We start from the raw sequence: 20,783 nt of genomic DNA on the forward strand, positions 1-20,783 counted from the left end.
AATAGGGACGTCGAGCGTCCCTATTTCCACACACCCCTCACCCTGAGTAACAACTCGCGCCCTCGTCGACCCGACACCTTTGCCTTACCCCTCAAATAGAACCCGAAACGCCACTCACGACACCTGGCTGACGGGCGCCAGCCGCAGCTCCCGCGCCAGCACGGCGGCCTCGCCGCGCGACGTGACTTCCAGCTTTCCCAGGATCTTCCGCACGTGGAACTTCACCGTGTGCTCGGTCAGCTGCAGCTCCTCGGCGATCTGCCGGTTCCGCTTGCCGCGCGCGATCCCGGCGAGGACTTCGAGTTCACGCGAGTTCAGCCTGTCCAGCGGGCGCAGCTCCGGGGTTTCGGGGACGCCCAGCGGCAGGATCGCGGTGATCGTGGCGCCCCAGCCGGGCACGGCGTCGACCTCCCAGCGGCCGTCGAGCGGGGTGATCCGCTCGGTGAGACCGGTGGCGGGTACGGCGCGGGCGACGTCCGGGCCGTCGTCGCGCACGGTGATCCGGAGCGCTCCGCCGTCGATCGTCCAGGAGGCCCGGACCCGGGAGCTGCCGCGCTCCAGGGCGCTGAGCACGAGGCCCCGGGTGACCGTGCGCGCGGTGTGCGCGATGTCCTGCGGGAGCGGCCTGTCGTCGCCGGGCCCGGCGAGGTCGACGGTCATGTCGTTGTGGCGTACCAAGGGTTCCAGCTGCGCGGCGAGGGTGTCGAACGCCGCCGACGCCGGTTCCGCCGAGAGCTCCTGATCACGATCGGCGACCGAGCGCAGCTCGACCAGCGCGGACGCGGCGAGGTCGGTGGCCGTCTGGCGGGCGGCGGCGTCGCCGAGCTGCCGGGAGCGCAAGACCGCGAGCAGGGACGCCAGCGTGGTCGCGTGGGTCTGCCCCAGATCGGTGATCGTCTGCGCCCGCGCGGTCGCGGCCGCCAGGTTGCTCGCGATGATCTCGGGTTCGGGATCCGTGGCGCGCTGGGCGGCGCTGACGCTGACGATGCCCCACAGCCGGGCGACGATCTCGAGCGCGCGGTCCGCGGGCTCCTCCTCGGTGGGGACGAGCGCGATCGTCGCGCCCTTGCCGATCACCGGCGCCGAGGTCAGGACGACGAGTTTCCGCCGCTTCCCGCCGAGTGTCTCTTCGGCCACGACCGCCTGGCCGGGGATACCGAGCGCGGTGAGCCGCCGCAGTTCCGCGCTCGTGACCGCGCCGGTGATCGCCGGATCGCCGTCGACCTTGATCGGGATGCGGGAGCAGTCACCGGTCTCCATCGCGGCGGCCCGGTGCGGCAGGACGGCCGCGGCCGCCGCGGAGAAGCGCGGCAGGAGTTCGGCGCGCGTGGCGGCGAGCATGCGCTCGACCTGGCTCAGCACGTACAGCGGATCCGACCACTCGTCCATGACTCCACAGTAGGCGCGGTCTCCGCGCGGGACGCTGCTCGCCCGGCTAGCGAACACTGCTCGTCCGAGCGGTTCGGGCGGGGTCCGGGCGCCGGTTGACTGATCGCAGCGAAGAAACCGAACGAGGAGTGAACATGCGAGCGATCACCATCACCCAGTACGGCGACACCGGCGTCCTGCGGTCCGCCGAGGTCCCGGCGCCGGAGCCGGGCCCGGGTCAGGTGCGGGTCGCGGTCAAGGCCGCCGGCGTCAACCCTCTCGACTGGAAGATCCGGTCCGGTGCCATGGCGGAGGTCTTCCCGATCGAATTCCCGCACATCCTCGGCCACGAATTCGCGGGCGTGGTGGACGCCGTGGGCGAAGGCGCCGGATTCGCCGTCGGGGACGAGGTCTTCGGCTGGGCCGACACCGGGTCTTACGCGGAGTACGCGCTGGCGAGCACGGTCACCCGCAAACCGGCCGGGCTTTCGTGGTCCGAAGCCGCCGCGCTGCCCGTCGTCGGCGAGACGGCGTTGCGGGTGCTGGGCGAACTGGAGGTCAAGCCGGGCGAGACGGTCGTGATCCACGGGGCGAGCGGCCAGGTCGGCCGGATCGCGACGCAGGCCGCCGTCGCGCTGGGCGCCACTGTCGTCGGGCTGGCGGGCGCTTCGTCGCTGGACGAGGTGAAGGAGCTCGGAGCGCTGCCGGTCCAATACGGCGACGGCTGGGTCGCGCGGGTTCGCTCGGTCGCGCCGGACGGCGTCGACGCGGTGTTCGACGCGGCCGGGTTCGGTGTCCTGGGTGACTCCGTCGACCTGCTCGGTTCACCCGACAGGCTGGTCACCATCGCCGACCCGTCCGCGTACGCGCAGGGGCTGAAGTTCTCGGCGGGCGGGGAGCAGACCGCCGCGCTGCTGGAGGATCTCGTCTCGCGGGGGCTGAAGCTCAAGCTGGGGACCGCTTACGCGCTCACCGATGTCGCCGAGGCGCACCAGGAGAGCGAGACGGGGCACGCGGGCGGGAAGATCACGTTGACGCTCTAAGCCTCGTGAGTCACGAAGGCGTGACTCACGTGATCAGAGCCGTGACTCGCGTGATCAGAGCCGTGACTCGCGTGATGGGAGCCGGAACTCACGTGATCAGAGCCGCATCTCCGAGTGCGGTGTCCAATCACGCGAGTTCCGGCCTCGATCACGCAAGATCCGGCCTCGATCACGCGAGATCCGGCCTCGATCACGCGAGTGCGGTGTCGCGCCACCCGCTCAGGGGCCGGGCACTTTCGCGCCCGAGGCGGAAGCGGGAGCGGGAACCGAGGCGGTAGCAGGGGCCGGGGCACGGCGGCGGCGACGCTGAGCCGGGATCTGCACCCGGCCGAGTGCCGCCTGCACCGCGGATTCCGCCAGCGCGGCCAGTTCCCGCCGGTCCGAAGCGCGGCCCGGCGCGATCTCCGGGCACACGTGCACCTCCAGCACCAGACCGCGCAGGGCCGCCACCCGCCGCAGCGAGGCGATGAGCGACTCCGGCCCGATGAACGCGGGCTGCGTCGTCTCCCGCCCGTCGGCGAGCCGGAAGCGCAGCGCGAGCGGCCGCACCGGGACACCGCCGTCGATCGCGGCCTGGAAGGTCGCCGAGCGGAACCGGCCCGAACCCAGACCGCACCAGGTGGTGCCCTCCGGCGTCACGCTGACGAGTGATCCGCCGCGCATCGCGTCGGCGAGTTCACTCATCGTCGAAGGCAGGCTTCGCAGGTTCTCCCGATCGAGGAAGATGCTGCCGCCGCGACGCACCAGCAGGCCGAGCACCGGCCAGGTGCCGACCTCCTTCTTGGCGAGCGCCCGCATCGGCTGGACGGCGTTGACCGCGATGATGTCCAGCCACGAGATGTGGTTGTTCACCACGAGCGCGCCACGGCCTGGCACGGCGCGGAAACGCTCGTCACCGAGCACCCGCAGCTGTACCCCGAACGAGTGAAGGATCCCCGAGAACAGCAGGCGCACCAACCGTTCCCGGGGCATGCCGCGCAGCACGAGCACCAGCGGCGCGGCCACGAAAGCGCCGAGGATGACGCCGATCGCCGCGGTGAACCGCAGGACGCGCCGAGGGAACGCCACCGTCGGCGCCCCTTCGGTCAGGCAACCGTCGCCACACGGCGACTTCGGCATCCAGGCGTGTGTCATCCCTGCTCTCCCAGGAAGAACTTGAGATAGCGCTCGTCGACGTTGTGCAGATCCAGCAGGACGAAGAAGTCCGCGACACCGAAATCCTCGTCCAGCGCGGGCGGGCCGTAGGTTTTCGCGCCGAGGCGCGTGTAGCCCTTGATGAGCGGCGGGAGGACAGCGCGGGCGGGCCGCTCGACGCCTTCGGTGCGCCACGGGTTCAGCGGCGTCACACGAAGGGATTCATCCGCGTAGTGCTTGGCGCGCAGGACATCCCAGACGCCCGCCGCGTATCCCCCGCCGTCGGTCAGCGGCACGGACGCGCAACCGGCGAGGTACCGGTGCCCGGCCAGCAGCATGTAGCGCCCGATCCCCGCCCAGACGAGGCTCACCACGGCGCCGCTGCGGTGGTCGGGGTGCACGCAGGAGCGGCCCGTCTCGACCAGCGAAGGCCGCAGCGAATCGAGGGCGGTGAGGTCGAATTCGCTGTCGGAGTAAAGCTTTCCCGCTCTCGCGGCCCGATCGGGCGGCAGCATCCGGTACGTGCCCACGATCTCGCCGGTGTTGTCGTCCCGCACCACGAGGTGATCGCAGAACTCGTCGAAGTAGTCGACATCGAGGCCGGGTTCGAGCGAATTGAGCGTCGCTCCCATTTCCTCGGCGAACACCTGATGACGAAGGCGTTGCGCGGCAACGACTTCTTCGTTTCCGTTGGCGACGAGAAGGGAGTAACGCGGCGCGTCGGCCGGGAGTTCGACACCTGCCTGGTCAGTACTGACGAGGAGCTGTGACGTCGTCATAACCAAGGTCTACCCCTGGAGGGGTACCAACGACAATGCGCCCGATGGCCGATTAGTGCACGTTCAGTTAATTGCGGGTTCTCAGGCTTCTCTCAGGGTGGAAGATCACTTCCGGGTCACAGAAAAGGGACCGCCGGGGAAATAATCCCGGCGGTCCCTTTCGCGAAATGTGGGACTCAGCCCTTGCGCTTCTGGACCGCTTCGGTCAGCTGCGGCGCGACGTTGAACAGGTCGCCCACCACACCGAAGTCGGCGATCTCGAAGATCGGCGCCTCGGCGTCCTTGTTGACCGCGATGATGGTCTTCGAGGTCTGCATGCCCGCCCGGTGCTGGATCGCGCCGGAGATGCCCAGCGCGATGTACAGCTGCGGCGAGACCGTCTTACCGGTCTGGCCGACCTGGAACTGCGCCGGGTAGTAGCCCGAGTCGACGGCGGCGCGGGAAGCACCGACGGCGGCACCGAGCGAGTCGGCGAGAGTCTCGACGACGTCGAACTTGTCGGCCGAGCCGACACCGCGGCCACCGGAGACGACGACCGAGGCCTCGGTCAGCTCCGGCCGGTCGCCGCCGACGATCGGCTCGACACCGGTGATCTTGGCGGACTTCGCCGGGTCACCGGCGGGGACCTCGACGGTCTCCTCGGCGGCGGCACCGTCGGCCTGGGTCGCCTCGACCGCGCCGGGGCGGACCGAGATGACCGGGACACCCTTGGTGGACTTGGACTTCACGGAGAACGCGCCACCGAAGATGGACTGGTCGACGCTGCCGTCGCTGTTCACACCGACGGCGTCGTACAGCAGACCGGAGCCGAGGCGGACCGCGACCCGGGCGGACACCTCCTTGCCCTCGGCGCTGGCCGCGACGAGCACGGCGGCCGGGGAGGTCCGCTGGGCGAGCGCGGCGAGGACGTCCACCTTCGGGGTGACCAGGAAGCCGGTGGCGTTGTCACCCTCGGCGACGTACACCTTCGCGGCGCCGTGCGCGGCGAGGGCTTCCTTCGCCTTGGCGGCGGTGCCGGTCGGGCCGACGACGACCGCGGACGGCTCACCCAGTTCACGAGCGGCGGTCAGCAGCTCGAGCGTGACCTTCTTGACTTCACCGTCGACGTGGTCGACGAGGACGAGTACTTCAGCCATTTCCCTATTCCTCCTCGAACCTGTCTCAGATGAGCTTCTGCGCGACCAGGTAGGCGGCCACCTTGCTGCCGCCGTCACCCTCGTCCTCGACGCGCTCACCGGCAGTGCGCGGCGGCTTCGGGGAGGCTTCGAGCACGGACGACCAGGCGTTGCCGAGGCCGACCTCGCCGGCGTCGAGGCCCAGGTCCGCGACGGTCAGCGTCTCGACCGGCTTCTTCTTCGCGGCCATGATGCCCTTGAAGGAGGGGTAGCGCGGCTCGTTGATCTTCTCGCCGACGCTCACCACCGCGGGCAGGTTCGCTTCGAGGTGCGTGACGCCGTCCTCGGTGTAGCGGTCGGCCTTGATCGAGGTGCCGTCGACGGTCAGCTCGTTCACGTGGGTCAGCTGCGGCAGGCCGAGCAGCTCGGCGATGATCGCCGGCACGGCGCCACCGCGGCCGTCGGAGGCCTCGTTACCGGTGATGACCAGGTCGAAGCCTTCGACCTTCGAGATCGCGGCGGCCAGCACCTTGGCGGTGGCGATCGCGTCGGAGCCGTGAAGGGCCTCGTCCGAGACGTGGATGGCCTTGTCGGCACCCATGGACAGCGCCTTGCGGATCGCGTCGGTCGCGCGGTCGGGACCCACCGAGACGACGGTGACCTCGCCCTCGCCGGCTTCCTTGATCTTCAGGGCTTCTTCGACGGCCTTCTCGTTGATCTCGTCGAGCACGGCGTCGGCGGATTCGCGGTCAAGAGTGTTGTCGGCACCGGAGAGCTTCCGCTCCGAGTAGGTGTCCGGTACCTGCTTGACCAGGACAACGATGTTCGTCATGGGTCTACTTCGACCTCCCGTTAGTGGCCGGCGTCGGCCACGGGGCAACAGCTCTACTGGCCGGTAGATTAGGGCCATTTCGGCGCCGCGGCCCGCCGAGGTGACCTCATTCACCTGGATGCACGTTTTAGTGGGACCATCGTCCAGGTATTTCACCCGGAAGTGAGTGTAACCGGGCGACTAACCCGAACGGCCGTATTCCGGGGTACTCCCGGCGGGGGCGACGGGCTAACCTGCCCCACCATGCGTTCCATGCCCGGCCCTGTCGCCGTGATCACGGACTCGACCGCCTGCCTCCCCGCCCCGGTCGCCGAACGCTGGGGAATCGGCGTCGTTCAGGTCCAACTGCAGGTCGGGGAGCAGTTCGACGAGGAGAACCGCTACGACCGCGAAGAGATCATCGACCAGCTGCGCGCCGGGACGCCGGTGAAGACGGCGCCTCCCGAGGTCGCCGCGTTCTTCTGGGCGTTCCAGGACGCCGCGAGCAAGGGCGCCTCGGCGATCGTCAGCGTCCACATCTCGGGACGGATGTCGGAGACGGTGAACGCCGCCCGTGAGGCCGCCCAGCAGGTGAACATCCCCGTCCACGTGCTCGACAGCGGGACCACCGGGATGAGCCTCGGTTTCGCGGCGACTTCGGCGGCCAAGGTCGCCGCCGCCGGCGGGCAGGCCGCCCGGGTGATCGAGGCGGCCGAACGCCGGTTCCGCGGCAGCCGGGAGATCCTCTACGTCGACACGCTGGAGTTCCTGCGGCGCGGCGGCCGGATCGGCGCCGCGCAGGCGTTCCTCGGTTCCGCGTTCTCGATCAAACCCCTGCTGACGCTGAAGAACGGCGAGGTCGCCCCGCTGACGAGAGTGCCGGGCCAGCGGCGGGCGCTCACCAAACTCGTCGACCTCGCGGTGGAGGCCGCGGGCGATCAGGACGTCGAGATCGCGATCACCCGGTTCGGCCCGGACGAACGCGACCTCGAAATCGGCGGGCGACTGCGGGCACGGCTGCCCAAAATGGTCGACAGCACCCTGGTGGACGCCAGCATGATCCTCGGCGCCCACCTCGGCCCCGGCGCCATCGGCATCACGGTGTCGCCGGTGTAGCCCCTTCTTCTGGGATCGACACACGCGAAGGGATCAGCACCAGGACCAGCGGTATCACCGCGCCGAGCGCCGTCGTCGCGACGATCAGCACCTGGTCCACCGGCTCGAAATGCGAGACGTGGCCCAGGTGGTAGAGGAAGTGCGGCAGTCCGAAGAGGAAGGTCGCGAGCGCCGCGAGCCTGGCCACGGCGGTCGTCCCGATCACGGCCGCGCCGATCAGGATCGCGGCGAGCGCCAGGTTGAGGCCGCCGAAGTCGCGGAGCAGGTGTTCGTTGAAGGGGCCGTCCATGGCGACCCAGCCGGTGCGGAAGCCGGGGAAGTCCCGGTAGAAGCCGTCCGGGCTGAGCAGTGGCCACAGCCCGACGGGCAGTTCGACGAGACCGAAGACGACGAGCAGAACGCGGGTGATTGTCCGTTGCATGTCTTCTGGACTCCGGCAGCGCGCGAAACGTGACACGCGAGCCGAAGTGACCGGCCGGTAGGGTCGCGGCGTGACCACCCCAGCCACCAGGGCCGAAGCGCTGCACCTCACCGGTGAACGCACCGTGCCGGGCATCGCCGAGGAAAACTACTGGTACCGCCGCCACGAGGCCGCGTATCAAAAGCTCCTGCCGCTGTGCGAGGGCAAGACAGTCCTGGAAGCCGGCTGCGGTGAGGGCTACGGCGCCGGGCTCATCGCCACCGTCGCCGAACGGGTGCTCGCGCTCGACTACGACGTCCTCACCACCGAGCACGTCGCCCGCCGCTACGCGAGCGTCGGCGTGGCGAGGGCGAACCTGGTGTTCCTGCCGCTGCGCGACGCCTCGATCGACGTCGTCGCCAACTTCCAGGTGATCGAGCACCTCTGGGACCAGGGCGCGTTCCTCGCCGAATGCCGCCGCGTGCTCTCCCCCGGCGGACGGCTGATCGTTACCACGCCCAACCGGCTGACCTTCACCCCGGACAGCGACACCCCGCTCAACCCGTTCCACACCAGGGAACTCGCACCGTCCGAATTGGACGAACTGCTGCGCGACGCCGGCTTCGAGGTCGAGACCCTGCACGGCCTCCACCACGGCGAAGGGGTGAAAAAGCTCGACGACAAGTACGGCGGCTCGATCATCGACGCCCAGCTCGACGTCGTGATGGGGCAGCTGCCCGGCCAGGCGACCTGGCCGCCCGCACTGCTCGCCGACGTCGAAGGCATCCAGGCCGCGGACTTCGCCGTCCACGGTGAAGACCTCGACGCCAGCCTCGACCTCGTGGCCGTGGCGGTGCGCCGATGAGCGAGTACGAGGGCACCTTCTGCCTCGTCGTGCACAGCCACCTGCCGTGGCTGCCGCACCACGGATCCTGGCCGGTCGGCGAAGAATGGCTCTACCAGGCCTGGGCACATTCCTACCTGCCGATGGTCGACCTCCTGCGCCGCTTCGCCGACGAGGGTCGCGAAGACGTCCTCACGCTCGGCATGACGCCGGTCCTCGCCGCCCAGCTCGACGACCCGTACTGCATCGGCGCGTTCCACGACTGGCTCGGCCACTGGCAGCTGCGTGCCTGGCACGCGTCCACCCTCTGGCGCGGCGACCCGCTGCTGCGCGACCTCGCCGCGAGCGAGTACCGGACGGCGGTCAAGGCGTCCGAAGAACTCGAAACCCGCTGGCGGCACGGATTCTCACCGATCCTCCGATCCTTTGTGGACAACGGGACGATCGAACTGCTCGGCGGGCCGCTGGCGCATCCGTTCCAGCCGCTGCTCGACCCGGCGGTCCGCGACTTCATGCTGCGCGGCGGCCTGGCCGACACCGCGTTGCGGATCGGACAGCGTCCTGAAAGCATTTGGGCCCCTGAATGCGGTTACGCGCCCGGCATGGAGACCGGGTACGCGGCCGCGGGTGTCCAGCGCTTCATGGTCGACGGGCCGTCGCTGCACGGCGACACCTCGGCGGCGCGGACCGTCGGCGATTCCGACGTCGTCTGCTTCGGACGGGACCTCGAAGTCACGTACCGCGTCTGGTCGCCGAAGGCCGGATACCCCGGCCACGCCGCTTATCGCGACTTCCACACCTGGGCGCACGAAGTCGGACTCAAGCCGTCACGGGTGACCGGCAAGACCATCGAGCCGCCGGACAAGGCGCCGTACGAGCCGGCGATGGCGGCGGCCACCCTCGGTGGCCACGTCCAGGACTTCGTGGACACCGTCGTCGCCCGCCTGCGCTCGCTCAAGGCGGAGCACGGCCGAGAGTCGCTCGTCGTCGCCGCGTACGACACGGAACTGTTCGGACACTGGTGGCACGAGGGACCGGCCTGGCTCGAAGGCGTCCTGCGCGCGCTGCCCGAGGCGGGCGTCCGCGTCACCACGCTCAAGGGCGCGCTCGAAGCAGGCCACCTCGGCGGGAAGGTCGATCTCCCGGCGTCCTCGTGGGGCTCGGGCAAGGACTGGCGGGTCTGGGACGGCGAACAGGTCGCCGACATGGTGCGGGACAACACCGCGCTGCAGCACCGGATGCTCGACCTCGTCGCCGGAATGGACACCACGACCCGGGACGCCGTCCGCGACCAGGCCGTCGCCGAGGCGATGCTGGCGCTTTCGAGCGACTGGGCGTTCATGGTCACCAAGGACTCCGCCGCCGACTACGCGCGCCGGCGCGCGAAGGCGCACACCGACCGGTTCGACACGCTCGCCGGGCTGCTCCGCGACGGCGCGCACGAGCGGGCCAGGGAGACCGCGGCCGCGTTCCGGCGCGACGACGGACCGTTCGGGCACGTCGACGCGCGTGACCTGCTGAGGAAATGACGAAAGGAAATCATGGGGATCCACGACATTCCGTTGAAGACACTCGCGGGCGAGGACACGACCCTCGGCGCGCTCGAAGGCAAGACGCTGCTGGTGGTGAACGTGGCGTCGAAATGCGGTCTGACGCCGCAGTACACCGGGCTGGAGAAGCTGCAGGAACGCTACGCGGACAAGGGTTTCTCCGTCGTCGGGTTCCCGTGCAACCAGTTCGGGGGCCAGGAGCCGGGCACCGCCGAGGAGATCCAGACCTTCTGCTCGACGACGTACGGGGTTTCGTTCCCGCTGTTCGCGAAGCTGGACGTGAACGGGGAAAGCCGTCACCCGCTCTACACCGAATTGACCAAGGCGGCCGACGCGGAAGGCGCCACCGGCGACGTGCAGTGGAACTTCGAGAAGTTCCTCGTCGCCCCGTCCGGTGAAGTGGTGGGTCGATTCCGACCGCGCACCGAACCTGAGGACGAAACGATCACCGGGGCGATCGACGCCGCGATCGACGCCTGATTCTTTTCCGGCCACGGGCGGGTTTCCGGATCACTCCGGAAACCCGCCCGTTTCCTTTTCCGGGAAACCGGTGACCAAAGTCCTCGAACATCCCCGCCACCGGCACGATGACCGGTGGATCATTCACAAACCCTTACCACACAAGGGAAGCTCGCCATTCGACAGTGAAGCGGTGTACCCGATTGCACTATGGCGCGACCCCGCGTACGGGGGAAGACTCTTTCGTCGGGGCTCCCGCACTTAGTCAACGCCGACAACCAGAAAAGTGTGGCCGAAATGATCGAAAAGAACATGATCCCGAAGGAATTCCTCTCCCTCGCGAACGTACAAGCGTCCGAAGAGAGTGCTCTGCTCGACCGGCAGAACGTCGTGGGCGTCGCGCTGGGCAACAAGTGGTCGCACGGAACGGAAACCGACGAAAAGGCGATCACGGTCCTGGTCGACACGAAGCTGCCGCAAGAACTGCTCCGTGAGGAGGACCGCATCCCCGCGAAGCTGTCCGGTGTGCCCACCGACGTCCAAGAGGTCGGCGTGCTGCAAGCGGGCCGGACCATCGCGGCACCGAAGACCAACGGCGCCGCCCCGTCACGCGACGATGTCCAGGCGTCCCAGCCCGTCCGCCAGGCCGAAGGCACCCGCGAGACGGTCGACCCGTTGGCGCTGGCCAGGCGCTTCCGTCCGGCGTTCGGCGGGGTGAGTGTCGGTCACTTCCAGATCACCGCGGGCACGTACGGCACCGCTGTCTACGACGCCACGGCGTTGCCCGGCATCCCGTCGAGGTTCTACATCCTGAGCAACAACCACGTGCTCGCCAACACCAACGCCGCGGCCGTCGGCGACCCGATCCTGCAACCGGGACCGTTCGACGGCGGCGTCATCCCCAGCGACGTCATCGCCAGGTTGAGCCGGTACGTGCCGATCAAGTTCATCACCCCCGGGCAGCCGGTCCCGCTGAACTTCGTCGACGCGGCCGTCGCCGAAGGTCAGTTCCACGACCTCGACCGGCGGATCTTCTGGGTCGGCGACCTCCGGGGCGTCAACTCGGCGCCGACCGTCGGCCTGGCGGTGCAGAAGACCGGCCGCACCACCAGCTGGACGACCGGGCGGATCACGAACATCAACGCCACCGTCGACGTCAACTACGGCGGCGGCCGGGTGGCCCGGTTCGCGAGCCAGCTGCTGACCACCAACATGTCCGCCGGCGGCGACTCGGGCAGCATCGTGGCGGAACTGGACAACGACTTCGCCGTCGGCCTGCTGTTCGCGGGTTCGCCCGCGGTCACCGTGGTCAACCGGATCACGCTGGTCCAGGCCGCGCTCGGGATCAGGGTGTATCCGTAGTGGCCGAGGACGTATCCGATGTGGACGCGGCCCTCGTCACGGCGTCGAGGTGGCTCGACGACGTCCCCGGGGTGGTCGGGGTCGGGCAGGGCGAGGCCGAGGGGGCACCCACGATCGACGTGTGGATGACCCCCGGTCACGATCCCGGACGGCTGCCTTCTCAGCTGCTCGGGGTGCCCGTCCGGGTCCGTGACTCCGGCGGTCCGATCGAGCCTCAGCCGGGCTGACCCGCCTCGATGACCGCGCGGTTGCGGGTGGCGACGGCGGGCAGGTCCACCTTCACCACCCGCCGGTCGTAGGTGAGCAGGCCGTTGACCTCGTTTTCGACGTCGGTGGCCTGGGTGTAGATCGCGCCGGAAAGGCCGGTTCCGGCGACGATCCGTTCGAGGTGTTCGCCGACCTCGGCACAGCGCTCGGTCAGCTGTGCCGAGGTCGGCGTCATCTCGTAGGCCTGCGGTTTCCCCGGCCAACGGTGTTCGTCGAGGACCAGGCCGAGGCCGCCGTACTCACCGTCGACGATCACCCGGCGGTCCTTCACCGCGGGTTTCCCCGGCCCGACATAGGTGTGATCGTCGTAGACGTCGCCCGCGCCGGTGTCCGGCCGCGAGAAGCAGCAGTTCACTCCGCTGTTCGCGACGACGAGCCTGGTCGGGTCGAGGTCCTTCACCAGCTCCGCGATCCGCGCGGTGTCGAATTCGCCCCAGCCCTCGTTGAACGGCACCCAGCCGACGATCGAGGTCACCCCGCGCAACTGCTCGATCATCTCGGTCAGTTCGGCTTCGAACCGCGCCTTCGCTTCGGGCACCGGGTCGGGCGCGGGCCCGGGAGGCCCGTCGAAGGAGACCGTGAGCGAAGGCATGTCCTGCCAGACGAGCAGGCCCAGCCTGTCCGCCCAGTGGTACCAGCGCTCCGGCTCGACCTTGACGTGCTTGCGGACGAAGTTGAAGCCGAGTTCCTTCGTCTTCTCCAGGTCGAACCGCAACGCCTCGTCGGTCGGGGCGGTGTAGATCCCGTCCGGCCAGTAACCCTGGTCGAGCGGGCCGTGCAGGAAGGTGATCCGGCCGTTGAGCGCGATCCGCGGCCTGCCCTCGGCGTCGATGACCGTGCCGATCGCGCGGAACCCGGTGTAGGACTCGACGACGTCCAGCACGGTGCCCCTCTCGTCGAGCAAGCGGACCTCGACGTCGTAGAGATAAGGGTCGTCCGGCGTCCACAGTCGCGGCGAAGGCACCTCCGCGCGCAACGGCCGTCCCGCGTCCCCTGCGACGCGCGCCACCTCCCGGCCGCCGGGCTCGCTGACGATCGCTTCCACCCGGGCGCCGCCTGTGACCTTGGGCACAACCGTCGCCCCGGTGAGGTCCGGGACCACTTGGAGATCGGCGACGTGCGCGGACGGCACCGGCTCCAGCCAGACGGTCTGCCAGATGCCCGACGCGGCGGTGTAGAAGATCCCTTTCGCGTCGTTGCGCTGCTTGCCGACGGCGTGGGTCGAGGCGTCGGTGCGGTCGATCGCGCGGACGGTCAGTTCCTGCGATCCCGACGGCCGCAACGCGTCGGTGATGTCCGCGCTGAAGGCCGTATACCCGCCTTCGTGGACGGCGACCTCCTGGTTGTTGACCCAGACCGTCGCGGACTGGTCGACGGCGCCGAAGTGGAGCAGCACCCGCTGACCGTCCCAGCCGGACGGGAGCTCGAAAACCTTGCGGTACCAGAGGGTTTCGTCGTGCCGCCCGATACCCGAGAGCGCCGACTCCGGCGGATACGGCACCAGGATCCGCTCGCCGTACCCGTTCCGGCCGGGCGAGCGGTCCCCCGCGTACTCCCAGACGCCGTTGAGGTTCAGCCAGCGTTCGCGGACCAGCCGCGGGCGCGGGTACTCGGGCAGGGCGTTGCCAGGTCCGACCTGCGCGGACCACGGGGTCGACAACACCGGTTCGACGGGCTTGAAGGCCGGTTCGGCCGCGTTCACCGAGGACGTCATCAACCCGATGGTGGCAAAGATCGCCGTCCCTGTCGCCCTCGCCAAGACCTTGATCGACTTTATCGCCGAGGGTGATCGCCCCGTCCCGGTGACGACCGACTCACGAGTAACCTCCACCCATGCGCGTGCTGATGTTGTCGTGGGAGTACCCACCCGTGGTCGTCGGCGGACTCGCACGGCATGTCCATGCCCTGGCCCGGCACCTGGCCAGGCAGGGGCACGACGTGGTCGTGCTGTGCCGTCACACGGCGGGCACCGACGCCGAGACCCATCCGAGGACCGATCGCGTGGTCGAGGGTGTGCGGATCATCCGGGTCGCCGAAGACCCGATGCACGTGACCTTCGAACGGGACCTCGTCGCGTGGACGCTGGCCATGGGGCACGCGATGGTCCGCGCCGCGACCGATCTGCTGCGCGGCTGGCAGCCGGACGTCGTGCACGCGCACGACTGGCTGGTCACCCATCCCGCGATCGCGATCGCCGAGGCCGCACGGGTCCCGCTGGTCGGCACGATCCACGCCACCGAGGCCGGGCGGCACTCCGGCTGGCTCTCGCATCCGCTGAACCAGCAGGTTCACTCGGTCGAATGGTGGCTCGCGAACCGCTCGGACGCGCTGATCACCTGTTCGCAGGCCATGCGCCGTGAGGTGTCGCATCTGTTCGAGGTCGACGGCGGCGCGGTCACCGTCATCCACAACGGCATCGAGGAACGCACCTGGCAGGTGCCGTCGGAAGAGGTCGCGCACGCGCGCGAGGTCTACAGCCCCTCCGGCGCGCCGCTGCTGCTCTACTTCGGACGGCTGGAATGGGAGAAGGGCGTGCAGGACCTGCTCGCCGCGCTCCCCCGGATCCGCCGCGCCAAACCGGGGACCCGCTTGGTCGTCGCCGGCAAGGGCAGGCATCTGGAGGAACTGGTCGAGCAGGCCCGCAAGCTGCGCGTCCGCCGCGCGGTGGACTTCGTCGGGCACCTGTCCGACCGCGAACTGCGCGCCGTACTGGCCGCGGCCGACGCCGTCGTGCTGCCCAGCCGCTACGAACCGTTCGGGATCGTCGCGCTGGAAGCGGCCGCCGCGAAGGCGCCGCTCGTGGCGTCCACCGCCGGCGGGCTCGGCGAGGTCGTCGTCGACGGCGAGACCGGCCTGGCGTTCAGCCCCGGCGACGTCGACGCCCTCGGGGACGCCGTCGAAGCGGTGCTGGACGACGAGGTCGCCGCTGCCCGGCGGGCGCTGACCGCGCAGTCGCGCCTGGCCGCGGACTTCGACTGGGGCCGGATCGCCGAAGCGACCGTCGCGGTCTACCGGCGGGCCCGCATCGGGGAGCCGGTGGAACTGGGGCGCCCGAAGATCGCGACGGGCAACGCTTTCGAGCCGTAAACCCGCATTCAGAGGACTACACGCGCCCGACTCGGTGCCGGCGCCCTCGCCCTCACCTGAGGTACGTGAAGGACCCCTTCATTGCGCTAGGCGCCGTGAAGGGGTCCTTCACGTACCTGGGGAGTGCATTCAGAGGACTAAACACGGAGGGCGGAGGGGGAACCCGGGACGTCGGGGGACTCGGATCCCCCCTCCACGAGTGTCGCGGGTCGCGAGGGGCGCGACCCCCGGGGCTGTTCTAGGTGGCGAAGATCAGAAGTGGCAGGGCCGGACGCAGTCCGGGCGCGCCGAGACCGCCACCGAGGCGGACACCGCCGGTGCGGCGAGGACGACGGCGAGGATGACGAAGGCTGCGGCCAAGACGCTTCTCAACTGCTTCTTCATGGTGACTCCTCGGGGAAACGGGCGGAATCCCACCCGGCGCCGAGCATTCGCGCGACCCGCCGCGGAAACAACGGGGGTATCACTAGGTACCGCTACCTATTCGCGGTCCGTGTGCGGTCAATCCCTTTCCGCTGGTCAGCGGAAGCCCCGTCCACTGCGGTGTGGGGGTGGACGGGGCCTCCGCGACAGCGCACGCCCGACAGCGCTACCGGAAGAGCGCGCGCGTGAAACGGGTCCGGCGGCGGGGAGCCACCGCCACCGGACCCGTTGGGCCACACCGTCCCAAACCGGTGTGGAACCCGGCCGCCCCGCGTCAGGTAGGGGCGGCCGGAGCCTTGAGTCAGCGCGCGGTCAGGTACCGCGCGTACGCGCCGGTGGTGAGGAAGCTCGGCAGCTTCTCGCCCAGCGCGGTCTCGGTGAAGATCTCGTAGGCGTCGCCGAGACGGTTGCCCTCGCCCAGTTCGGCACGCACCGAGGCCAGCTCTTCGTCCAAATAGGACACGGCGAGCTCGTGGGTGAGCGCGGTGCCGTCTTCGAGCTTCGTACCGTTGCGGATCCACTGCCACACCTGGCAGCGGGCGATCTCGGCGGTGGCGGCGTCCTCCATCAGGCCGTGGATCGCCGCCGCGCCGGTGCCGCGCAGCCAGGCGTCGATGTAGCGCAGCGCGACGTTGATGTTGGCGCGGACACCGGCTTCGGTGACCTCGCCACCGGCGCTGGCGACGTCGAGCAGGTCCTCCGCGGTGACGATGACGTCTTCACGGAGCTTGCCGAGCTGGTTGGGCCAGCCGCCGAGCACGCCGTCGAACACTTCGCGGCAGACCGGGACGAGACCGGGGTGCGCGACCCAGGAGCCGTCGAAGCCGTCGTTCGCCTCGCGTTCCTTGTCCTGGCGGACCTTCTCGAGCGCGGTCGCGTTGATCTCCGGGTCCTTGCTCGGGATGAACGCGGCCATGCCGCCGATGGCGTGCGCCCCGCGCTTGTGGCAGGTGCTCACCAGCAGTTCGGTGTAGGCCCGCATGAACGGGACGGTCATCGTCACCTGCGCACGGTCCGGGAGCACGAAATCCGCGCCGTGCGAGGAGAAGTTCTTGATGACGCTGAAGATGTAGTCCCAGCGGCCGGCGTTCAGCCCGGCGATGTGCTCGCGCAGTTCGTAGAGGATCTCCTCCATCTCGAACGCGGCGGTGATCGTCTCGATCAGCACGGTGGCCCGGATCGTGCCGCGCGGGATGCCGAGTTCCCGTTGCGCCAGCAGGAAGACGTCGTTCCACAGCCGCGCTTCGAGGTGGTTTTCGAGCTTCGGCAGGTAGAAGTACGGGCCGCTGCCGCGGGCCAGCAGCTGGCGCGCGTTGTGGAAGAAGTAGAGACCGAAGTCGACCAGGCTCGCCGAAACCGGGCGGCCGTCGATGCGGATGTGCTTCTCCACCAGGTGCCAGCCGCGAGGGCGGGCGACGATCGTCGCGGGCTCGTCACCGATCGTGTAGCGCTTGCCCGCCTCGGTGGTGAAGTCGATGTTGCGGCGGATCGCGTCGAACAGGTTGAGCTGGCCGTCGATCACGTTGTGCCAGGTCGGGGAGGTCGCGTCCTCGAAGTCGGCGAGCCAGACCTTCGCGCCGGAGTTGAGCGCGTTGACCGTCATCTTGCGGTCGGTCGGGCCGGTGATCTCGACGCGGCGGTCTTCGAGACCGGGCGCGGCCGGGGCGACCGACCAGCTGCTGTCGTCGCGGACGGCGCGCGTCTCGGGCAGGAAACCCAGGGGCTTCTCACCGGACTGCAGCTCTTCGCGGCGCAGACGGCGGGCGTCGAGCAGCTCGCGGCGGCGGCCGGCGAACGCGTTGTCGAGTTTGGCCACGAAGTCCAGCGCGGCCGGGGTGAGGATCTCGTCGAACCGGTCACCGGCGGGTCCGCAGACGTCGATCCGGTAGTTCAGCTTCTCAACCATGGTGTGCCTCCGCTGGGCATCGCGAAAGATAGAAGGGGAAGGGGTGCGGCGGCGGCCTCCCCTGGGGGTCGGAAGACCGCCGCCTGGCACCTACTTGCGAGGGATCAGAACTGCTCGGCCTCGGTGGAGCCGGCGAGCGCGGTGGTCGAGCTCTCCGGGTTCAGCGCGGTCGCGACGTTGTCGAACCAGCCGGTGCCGACCTCGCGCTGGTGCTTCGTGGCGGTGTAACCGCGGTCCTCCGAAGCGAACTCGCGCTCCTGCAGGTCGACGTAGGCGGTCATGCCTTCGCGGGCGTAACCGTGCGCCAGGTCGAACATCGAGTAGTTCAGGGCGTGGAAGCCCGCCAGGGTGATGAACTGGAACTTGTAGCCCATGTGGCCGAGTTCGCGCTGGAACTTCGCGATGGTCGCGTCGTCCAGGTGCTTCTTCCAGTTGAACGACGGCGAGCAGTTGTAGGCCAGCATCTGGTTCGGGTACTTCGCCTTGATCGCCTCGGCGAACTGGCGGGCGACCTCGAGGTCCGGCTTGGAGGTCTCCATCCACAGCAGGTCGGCGTACTCGGCGTAGGCGAGACCGCGGTCGATGCAGGGGTCGATGCCGTTGGTGACGTTGTAGAAGCCCTCGGCGGTGCGCTCGCCGGTGACGTACTTGCGGTCACGCTCGTCGACGTCGCTGGTGATCAGCGTGGCGGCCTGGGCGTCGGTGCGGGCGACGATCAGCGACGGCACGTTCAGCACGTCCGCGGCGAGGCGGGCGGCGTTCAGCGTGCGCTCGTGCTGCTTGGTCGGGATCAGCACCTTGCCGCCGAGGTGACCACACTTCTTCTCGGAAGCGAGCTGGTCCTCCCAGTGCACGCCCGCGGCACCGGCGGCGATCATGCCCTTCATCAGCTCGAAGGCGTTGAGCGGGCCACCGAAGCCCGCCTCGGCGTCGGCGACGATCGGGGCGAACCAATCGGTGTCGGTGTTGCCCTCGGCCCAGTTGATCTGGTCGGCGCGGCCCAGCGCGTTGTTGATGCGGCGGACGACGGCGGGCACCGAGTTGGCCGGGTAGAGGCTCTGGTCCGGGTAGGTCTGGCCGGAGAGGTTGGCGTCGGCGGCGACCTGCCAGCCGGACAGGTAGATGGCCTTGAGGCCGGCGCGGACCTGCTGCACGGCCTGGTTACCGGTCAGGGCGCCCAGTGAGTGGACGTAGTCCTCGTTGTGCAGGAGGTCCCAGAGCTTCTCGGCACCGCGGCGGGCGAGCGTGTGCTCTTCGACCACACTGCCACGCAGCTTGACCACGTCAGCCGCGGAGTACGACCGCTTCACGTCCGCCCAGCGGGGGTCGGTCGCCCACTGCTTGGCCAGTTCGGCGGCCGCCTGCTCCAGCTGCTGCGCGTGCTGAGTCATCGGATTCTCCCGGTGTTGCGAAGTTTGCGAGTGATCGCCTTTCCTGATCCGACCCTGACACGACAGGGGAAACCCGATCCAGGGCTCCAATTTGCCAATTTCTGCGAAGCTTCCGTAGCATCTTGCGAAGGTTGCGAATCTCGCGTTCGCAAGCGAAGCGAAAATCCACGGGCTTGACCGTTCACTGAATCGTTCAGGCCCGGAAACCTTGCGGACAGAGAGGCCTCTGTGGACAAAACCTTCGCCGGAGCGAAGCTGCGGCATCTGCGCGAAAGCCGGTCCATGAGCCAGGCGGATCTCGCTCGTGTGCTGGAGATCTCACCCAGTTACCTCAATCAGATCGAGCACAACTCGCGTCCGCTGACCGTCCCGGTGCTCCTTCGCATCACGCAGGCGTTCGGAGTGGACACCGAGTTCTTCGCGAACAACGACACCGCCCGGCTGGTGGCGGACGTGAAAGAGGCACTGCTCGACGAGGTGCTCGGCGTGGACGTCACGAACAGCGAGCTCAACGACCTGGCCACGAACCTGCCGACGATCGCCCAAGCCCTGGTCAAACTGCACCGCAGCTACCGCAACGCCGTCGAGAACACCGCCGCGCTGACCACGGAAAACGGCCTCGGCCTGCACGGCAGCGCCGCCACCGCCCTGCCGCACGAAGAGGTCCGCGACTTCTTCTACGAACGGGAGAACTACGTCGCCGAGCTGGACGAACGCGCCGAACGGATGGCGCACGACATCCCGTTGCAGCGTGGCCAGGTGCTCGCGGCGCTGAAGGAAGCCCTGATCCAGCGCTACGGCGTCGACGTCACCAGCGAAGGCATCGACGAGGTCAACGGCCAGCAGCACCGGTACGAGCCGGGGCCCCGCGTGCTGAGGCTGGCGCCGAGCCTGCGCGTCGGGCAGCAGGCTTTCCGGATGGCTTCGCAGATCGCTCTGCTCGAATACGACGACCTGATCACCGAACTCGCCGACTCCTGGGCGTTCTCCGGACCCGCCGCGCGTTCGCTGGCCCGGGTCGGGCTCGCGAACTACTTCGCGGGCGCCCTGATCCTCCCCTACGGCCCTTTCCTGTCCACCGCGGAACGCTTCCGCTACGACATCGAGCGCCTGTGCGACCACTTCGGTGTCGGCTTCGAGACCGTCTGCCACCGGCTCTCGACGCTGCAACGGCCGAAGAACCGCGGGGTGCCGTTCTCGTTCGTGCGCGTCGACCGGGCCGGGAACATGTCGAAACGCCAGTCCGCGGCCGGTTTCCACTTCTCCCGCGTCGGCGGCGCGTGTCCACTGTGGAACATCTACGAGGCGTTCACGCAGCCGGGCAAGATCCTCTCCCAGATCGCGACCCTGCCCGACGGCAAGAGCTACTTCTGGATCGCGCGGACGGTGTCGCGCAACATCGGCGGCTACGGCAGTCCCGGCAAGACGTTCACCGTCGGCCTCGGCTGCGAACTGCGGCACGCGAAACGGCTGGTCTATTCGACCGGGCTCGATCTCGACGACCGCGCCGCGGCCACCCCGATCGGCATGGGTTGCAAAGTCTGCGAACGCCCCGCCTGCTCACAGCGTGCGTTCCCCACGATCGGCAAACAGCTGACCGTGGACGAGAACACCAGCACCTTCGTCCCGTACCCGGCGGTGCCCAAGGCACCTTGAGCCGTCTTGATCTCCCTGGCAGGGTGGCCGACGACGGCCGCGGTGTGACGGCGGCCACCGCACTGGGGAGAA

19 protein-coding genes are annotated in these 20,783 nt (G+C 69.0%); 9 read left to right on the forward strand and 10 right to left on the reverse strand.

Annotation, left to right across the window (positions count from 1 at the left end):
- Positions 1–114: 114 nt before the first annotated feature.
- Positions 115–1,389, reverse strand: a complete 1,275-nt coding sequence (locus ACZ6YV_RS05820; RefSeq protein ID WP_465508555.1) for a helix-turn-helix transcriptional regulator — start codon at positions 1,387–1,389, stop codon at positions 115–117.
- A gap of 134 nt (positions 1,390–1,523) precedes the next feature.
- On the opposite strand from ACZ6YV_RS05820, the gene ACZ6YV_RS05825 reads away from it, so the two are divergent.
- A complete protein-coding gene (locus tag ACZ6YV_RS05825) occupies positions 1,524–2,411 on the forward strand; it encodes an NADP-dependent oxidoreductase (RefSeq protein WP_465508556.1) in 888 nt (295 codons plus the stop codon).
- 219 nt (positions 2,412–2,630) lie between these two features.
- Here ACZ6YV_RS05825 and ACZ6YV_RS05830 read toward each other — a convergent pair whose 3' ends face one another.
- The 4 genes from ACZ6YV_RS05830 to ACZ6YV_RS05845 all read right to left on the reverse strand — a co-directional run bounded on the left by ACZ6YV_RS05830 (position 2,631) and on the right by ACZ6YV_RS05845 (position 6,271).
- The gene (locus tag ACZ6YV_RS05830; protein ID WP_465508557.1) at positions 2,631–3,545 is read right to left on the reverse strand and encodes a lysophospholipid acyltransferase family protein; all 915 of its coding nucleotides are present in this window, start codon (positions 3,543–3,545) and stop codon (positions 2,631–2,633) included.
- A complete protein-coding gene (locus tag ACZ6YV_RS05835; RefSeq protein ID WP_465508558.1) occupies positions 3,542–4,324 on the reverse strand; it encodes a GNAT family N-acetyltransferase in 783 nt (260 codons plus the stop codon). The genes ACZ6YV_RS05830 and ACZ6YV_RS05835 overlap by 4 nt, the downstream gene beginning before the upstream one ends.
- A 176-nt stretch (positions 4,325–4,500) precedes the next feature.
- Positions 4,501–5,460 carry an electron transfer flavoprotein subunit alpha/FixB family protein gene (locus ACZ6YV_RS05840; RefSeq protein WP_465508559.1) on the reverse strand — a complete coding sequence of 320 codons (960 nt, stop codon included), beginning with the start codon at positions 5,458–5,460 and terminating at the stop codon, positions 4,501–4,503.
- Between the two features lie 25 nt (positions 5,461–5,485).
- A complete protein-coding gene (locus ACZ6YV_RS05845; RefSeq protein WP_378237992.1) occupies positions 5,486–6,271 on the reverse strand; it encodes an electron transfer flavoprotein subunit beta/FixA family protein in 786 nt (261 codons plus the stop codon).
- Positions 6,272–6,514: 243 nt separating this feature from the next.
- On the opposite strand from ACZ6YV_RS05845, the gene ACZ6YV_RS05850 reads away from it, so the two are divergent.
- Positions 6,515–7,366, forward strand: a complete 852-nt coding sequence (locus tag ACZ6YV_RS05850; RefSeq protein ID WP_465508560.1) for a DegV family protein — start codon at positions 6,515–6,517, stop codon at positions 7,364–7,366.
- Here ACZ6YV_RS05850 and ACZ6YV_RS05855 read toward each other — a convergent pair.
- Complete coding sequence (locus tag ACZ6YV_RS05855; protein ID WP_465508561.1) at positions 7,347–7,787, reverse strand: hypothetical protein; 441 nt, start codon at positions 7,785–7,787, stop codon at positions 7,347–7,349. The two genes, ACZ6YV_RS05850 and ACZ6YV_RS05855, sit on opposite strands and share 20 nt — an antisense overlap.
- A gap of 70 nt (positions 7,788–7,857) precedes the next feature.
- Here ACZ6YV_RS05855 and ACZ6YV_RS05860 point away from each other — a divergent pair, with 70 nt between their 5' ends.
- The 5 genes from ACZ6YV_RS05860 to ACZ6YV_RS05880 all read left to right on the forward strand — a co-directional run bounded on the left by ACZ6YV_RS05860 (position 7,858) and on the right by ACZ6YV_RS05880 (position 12,208).
- Complete coding sequence (locus ACZ6YV_RS05860) at positions 7,858–8,631, forward strand: class I SAM-dependent methyltransferase (protein WP_465508562.1); 774 nt, start codon at positions 7,858–7,860, stop codon at positions 8,629–8,631.
- Positions 8,628–10,139 carry a 1,4-alpha-glucan branching protein domain-containing protein gene (locus tag ACZ6YV_RS05865; protein ID WP_465508563.1) on the forward strand — a complete coding sequence of 504 codons (1,512 nt, stop codon included), beginning with the start codon at positions 8,628–8,630 and terminating at the stop codon, positions 10,137–10,139. The genes ACZ6YV_RS05860 and ACZ6YV_RS05865 overlap by 4 nt, the downstream gene beginning before the upstream one ends.
- Before the next feature lie 12 nt (positions 10,140–10,151).
- On the forward strand, positions 10,152–10,640 hold the full coding sequence (locus tag ACZ6YV_RS05870; protein ID WP_465508564.1) for a glutathione peroxidase: 489 nt from the start codon (positions 10,152–10,154) through the stop codon (positions 10,638–10,640).
- 276 nt (positions 10,641–10,916) lie between these two features.
- A complete protein-coding gene (locus ACZ6YV_RS05875; RefSeq protein WP_465508565.1) occupies positions 10,917–11,981 on the forward strand; it encodes a chymotrypsin family serine protease in 1,065 nt (354 codons plus the stop codon).
- Positions 11,981–12,208: a hypothetical protein gene (locus ACZ6YV_RS05880; protein WP_465508566.1), complete on the forward strand. Its 228-nt coding sequence runs from the start codon at positions 11,981–11,983 to the stop codon at positions 12,206–12,208. The genes ACZ6YV_RS05875 and ACZ6YV_RS05880 overlap by 1 nt, the downstream gene beginning before the upstream one ends.
- Here the strand turns inward: ACZ6YV_RS05880 and ACZ6YV_RS05885 are convergent.
- Positions 12,196–13,962, reverse strand: coding sequence for a glycoside hydrolase family 2 protein (locus ACZ6YV_RS05885; RefSeq protein WP_465508567.1), 1,767 nt, complete (start codon positions 13,960–13,962; stop codon positions 12,196–12,198). The genes ACZ6YV_RS05880 and ACZ6YV_RS05885 overlap by 13 nt on opposite strands.
- A 119-nt stretch (positions 13,963–14,081) precedes the next feature.
- On the opposite strand from ACZ6YV_RS05885, the gene ACZ6YV_RS05890 reads away from it, so the two are divergent.
- Positions 14,082–15,335, forward strand: coding sequence for a glycosyltransferase family 4 protein (locus ACZ6YV_RS05890; protein ID WP_465508568.1), 1,254 nt, complete (start codon positions 14,082–14,084; stop codon positions 15,333–15,335).
- Between the two features lie 252 nt (positions 15,336–15,587).
- Here ACZ6YV_RS05890 and ACZ6YV_RS05895 read toward each other — a convergent pair whose 3' ends face one another.
- From ACZ6YV_RS05895 to aceA, 3 genes are all read right to left on the reverse strand, one after another.
- Positions 15,588–15,719, reverse strand: coding sequence for a hypothetical protein (locus ACZ6YV_RS05895; RefSeq protein WP_465508569.1), 132 nt, complete (start codon positions 15,717–15,719; stop codon positions 15,588–15,590).
- A 340-nt stretch (positions 15,720–16,059) separates the two neighbouring features.
- On the reverse strand, positions 16,060–17,664 hold the full coding sequence (aceB, locus tag ACZ6YV_RS05900) for a malate synthase A (protein ID WP_465508570.1): 1,605 nt from the start codon (positions 17,662–17,664) through the stop codon (positions 16,060–16,062).
- Positions 17,665–17,768: 104 nt separating this feature from the next.
- Positions 17,769–19,055 carry an isocitrate lyase gene (aceA, locus tag ACZ6YV_RS05905; RefSeq protein ID WP_378237980.1) on the reverse strand — a complete coding sequence of 429 codons (1,287 nt, stop codon included), beginning with the start codon at positions 19,053–19,055 and terminating at the stop codon, positions 17,769–17,771.
- 228 nt (positions 19,056–19,283) lie between these two features.
- Between aceA and ACZ6YV_RS05910 the strand changes: the two genes are divergently transcribed.
- Entirely contained in the window at positions 19,284–20,711 is a 1,428-nt protein-coding gene (locus ACZ6YV_RS05910; RefSeq protein WP_378237979.1) for a short-chain fatty acyl-CoA regulator family protein, read from the forward strand.
- Positions 20,712–20,783 lie beyond the last annotated feature (72 nt).

It is taken from the genome of Amycolatopsis sp. NPDC102522, from assembly GCF_055584485.1.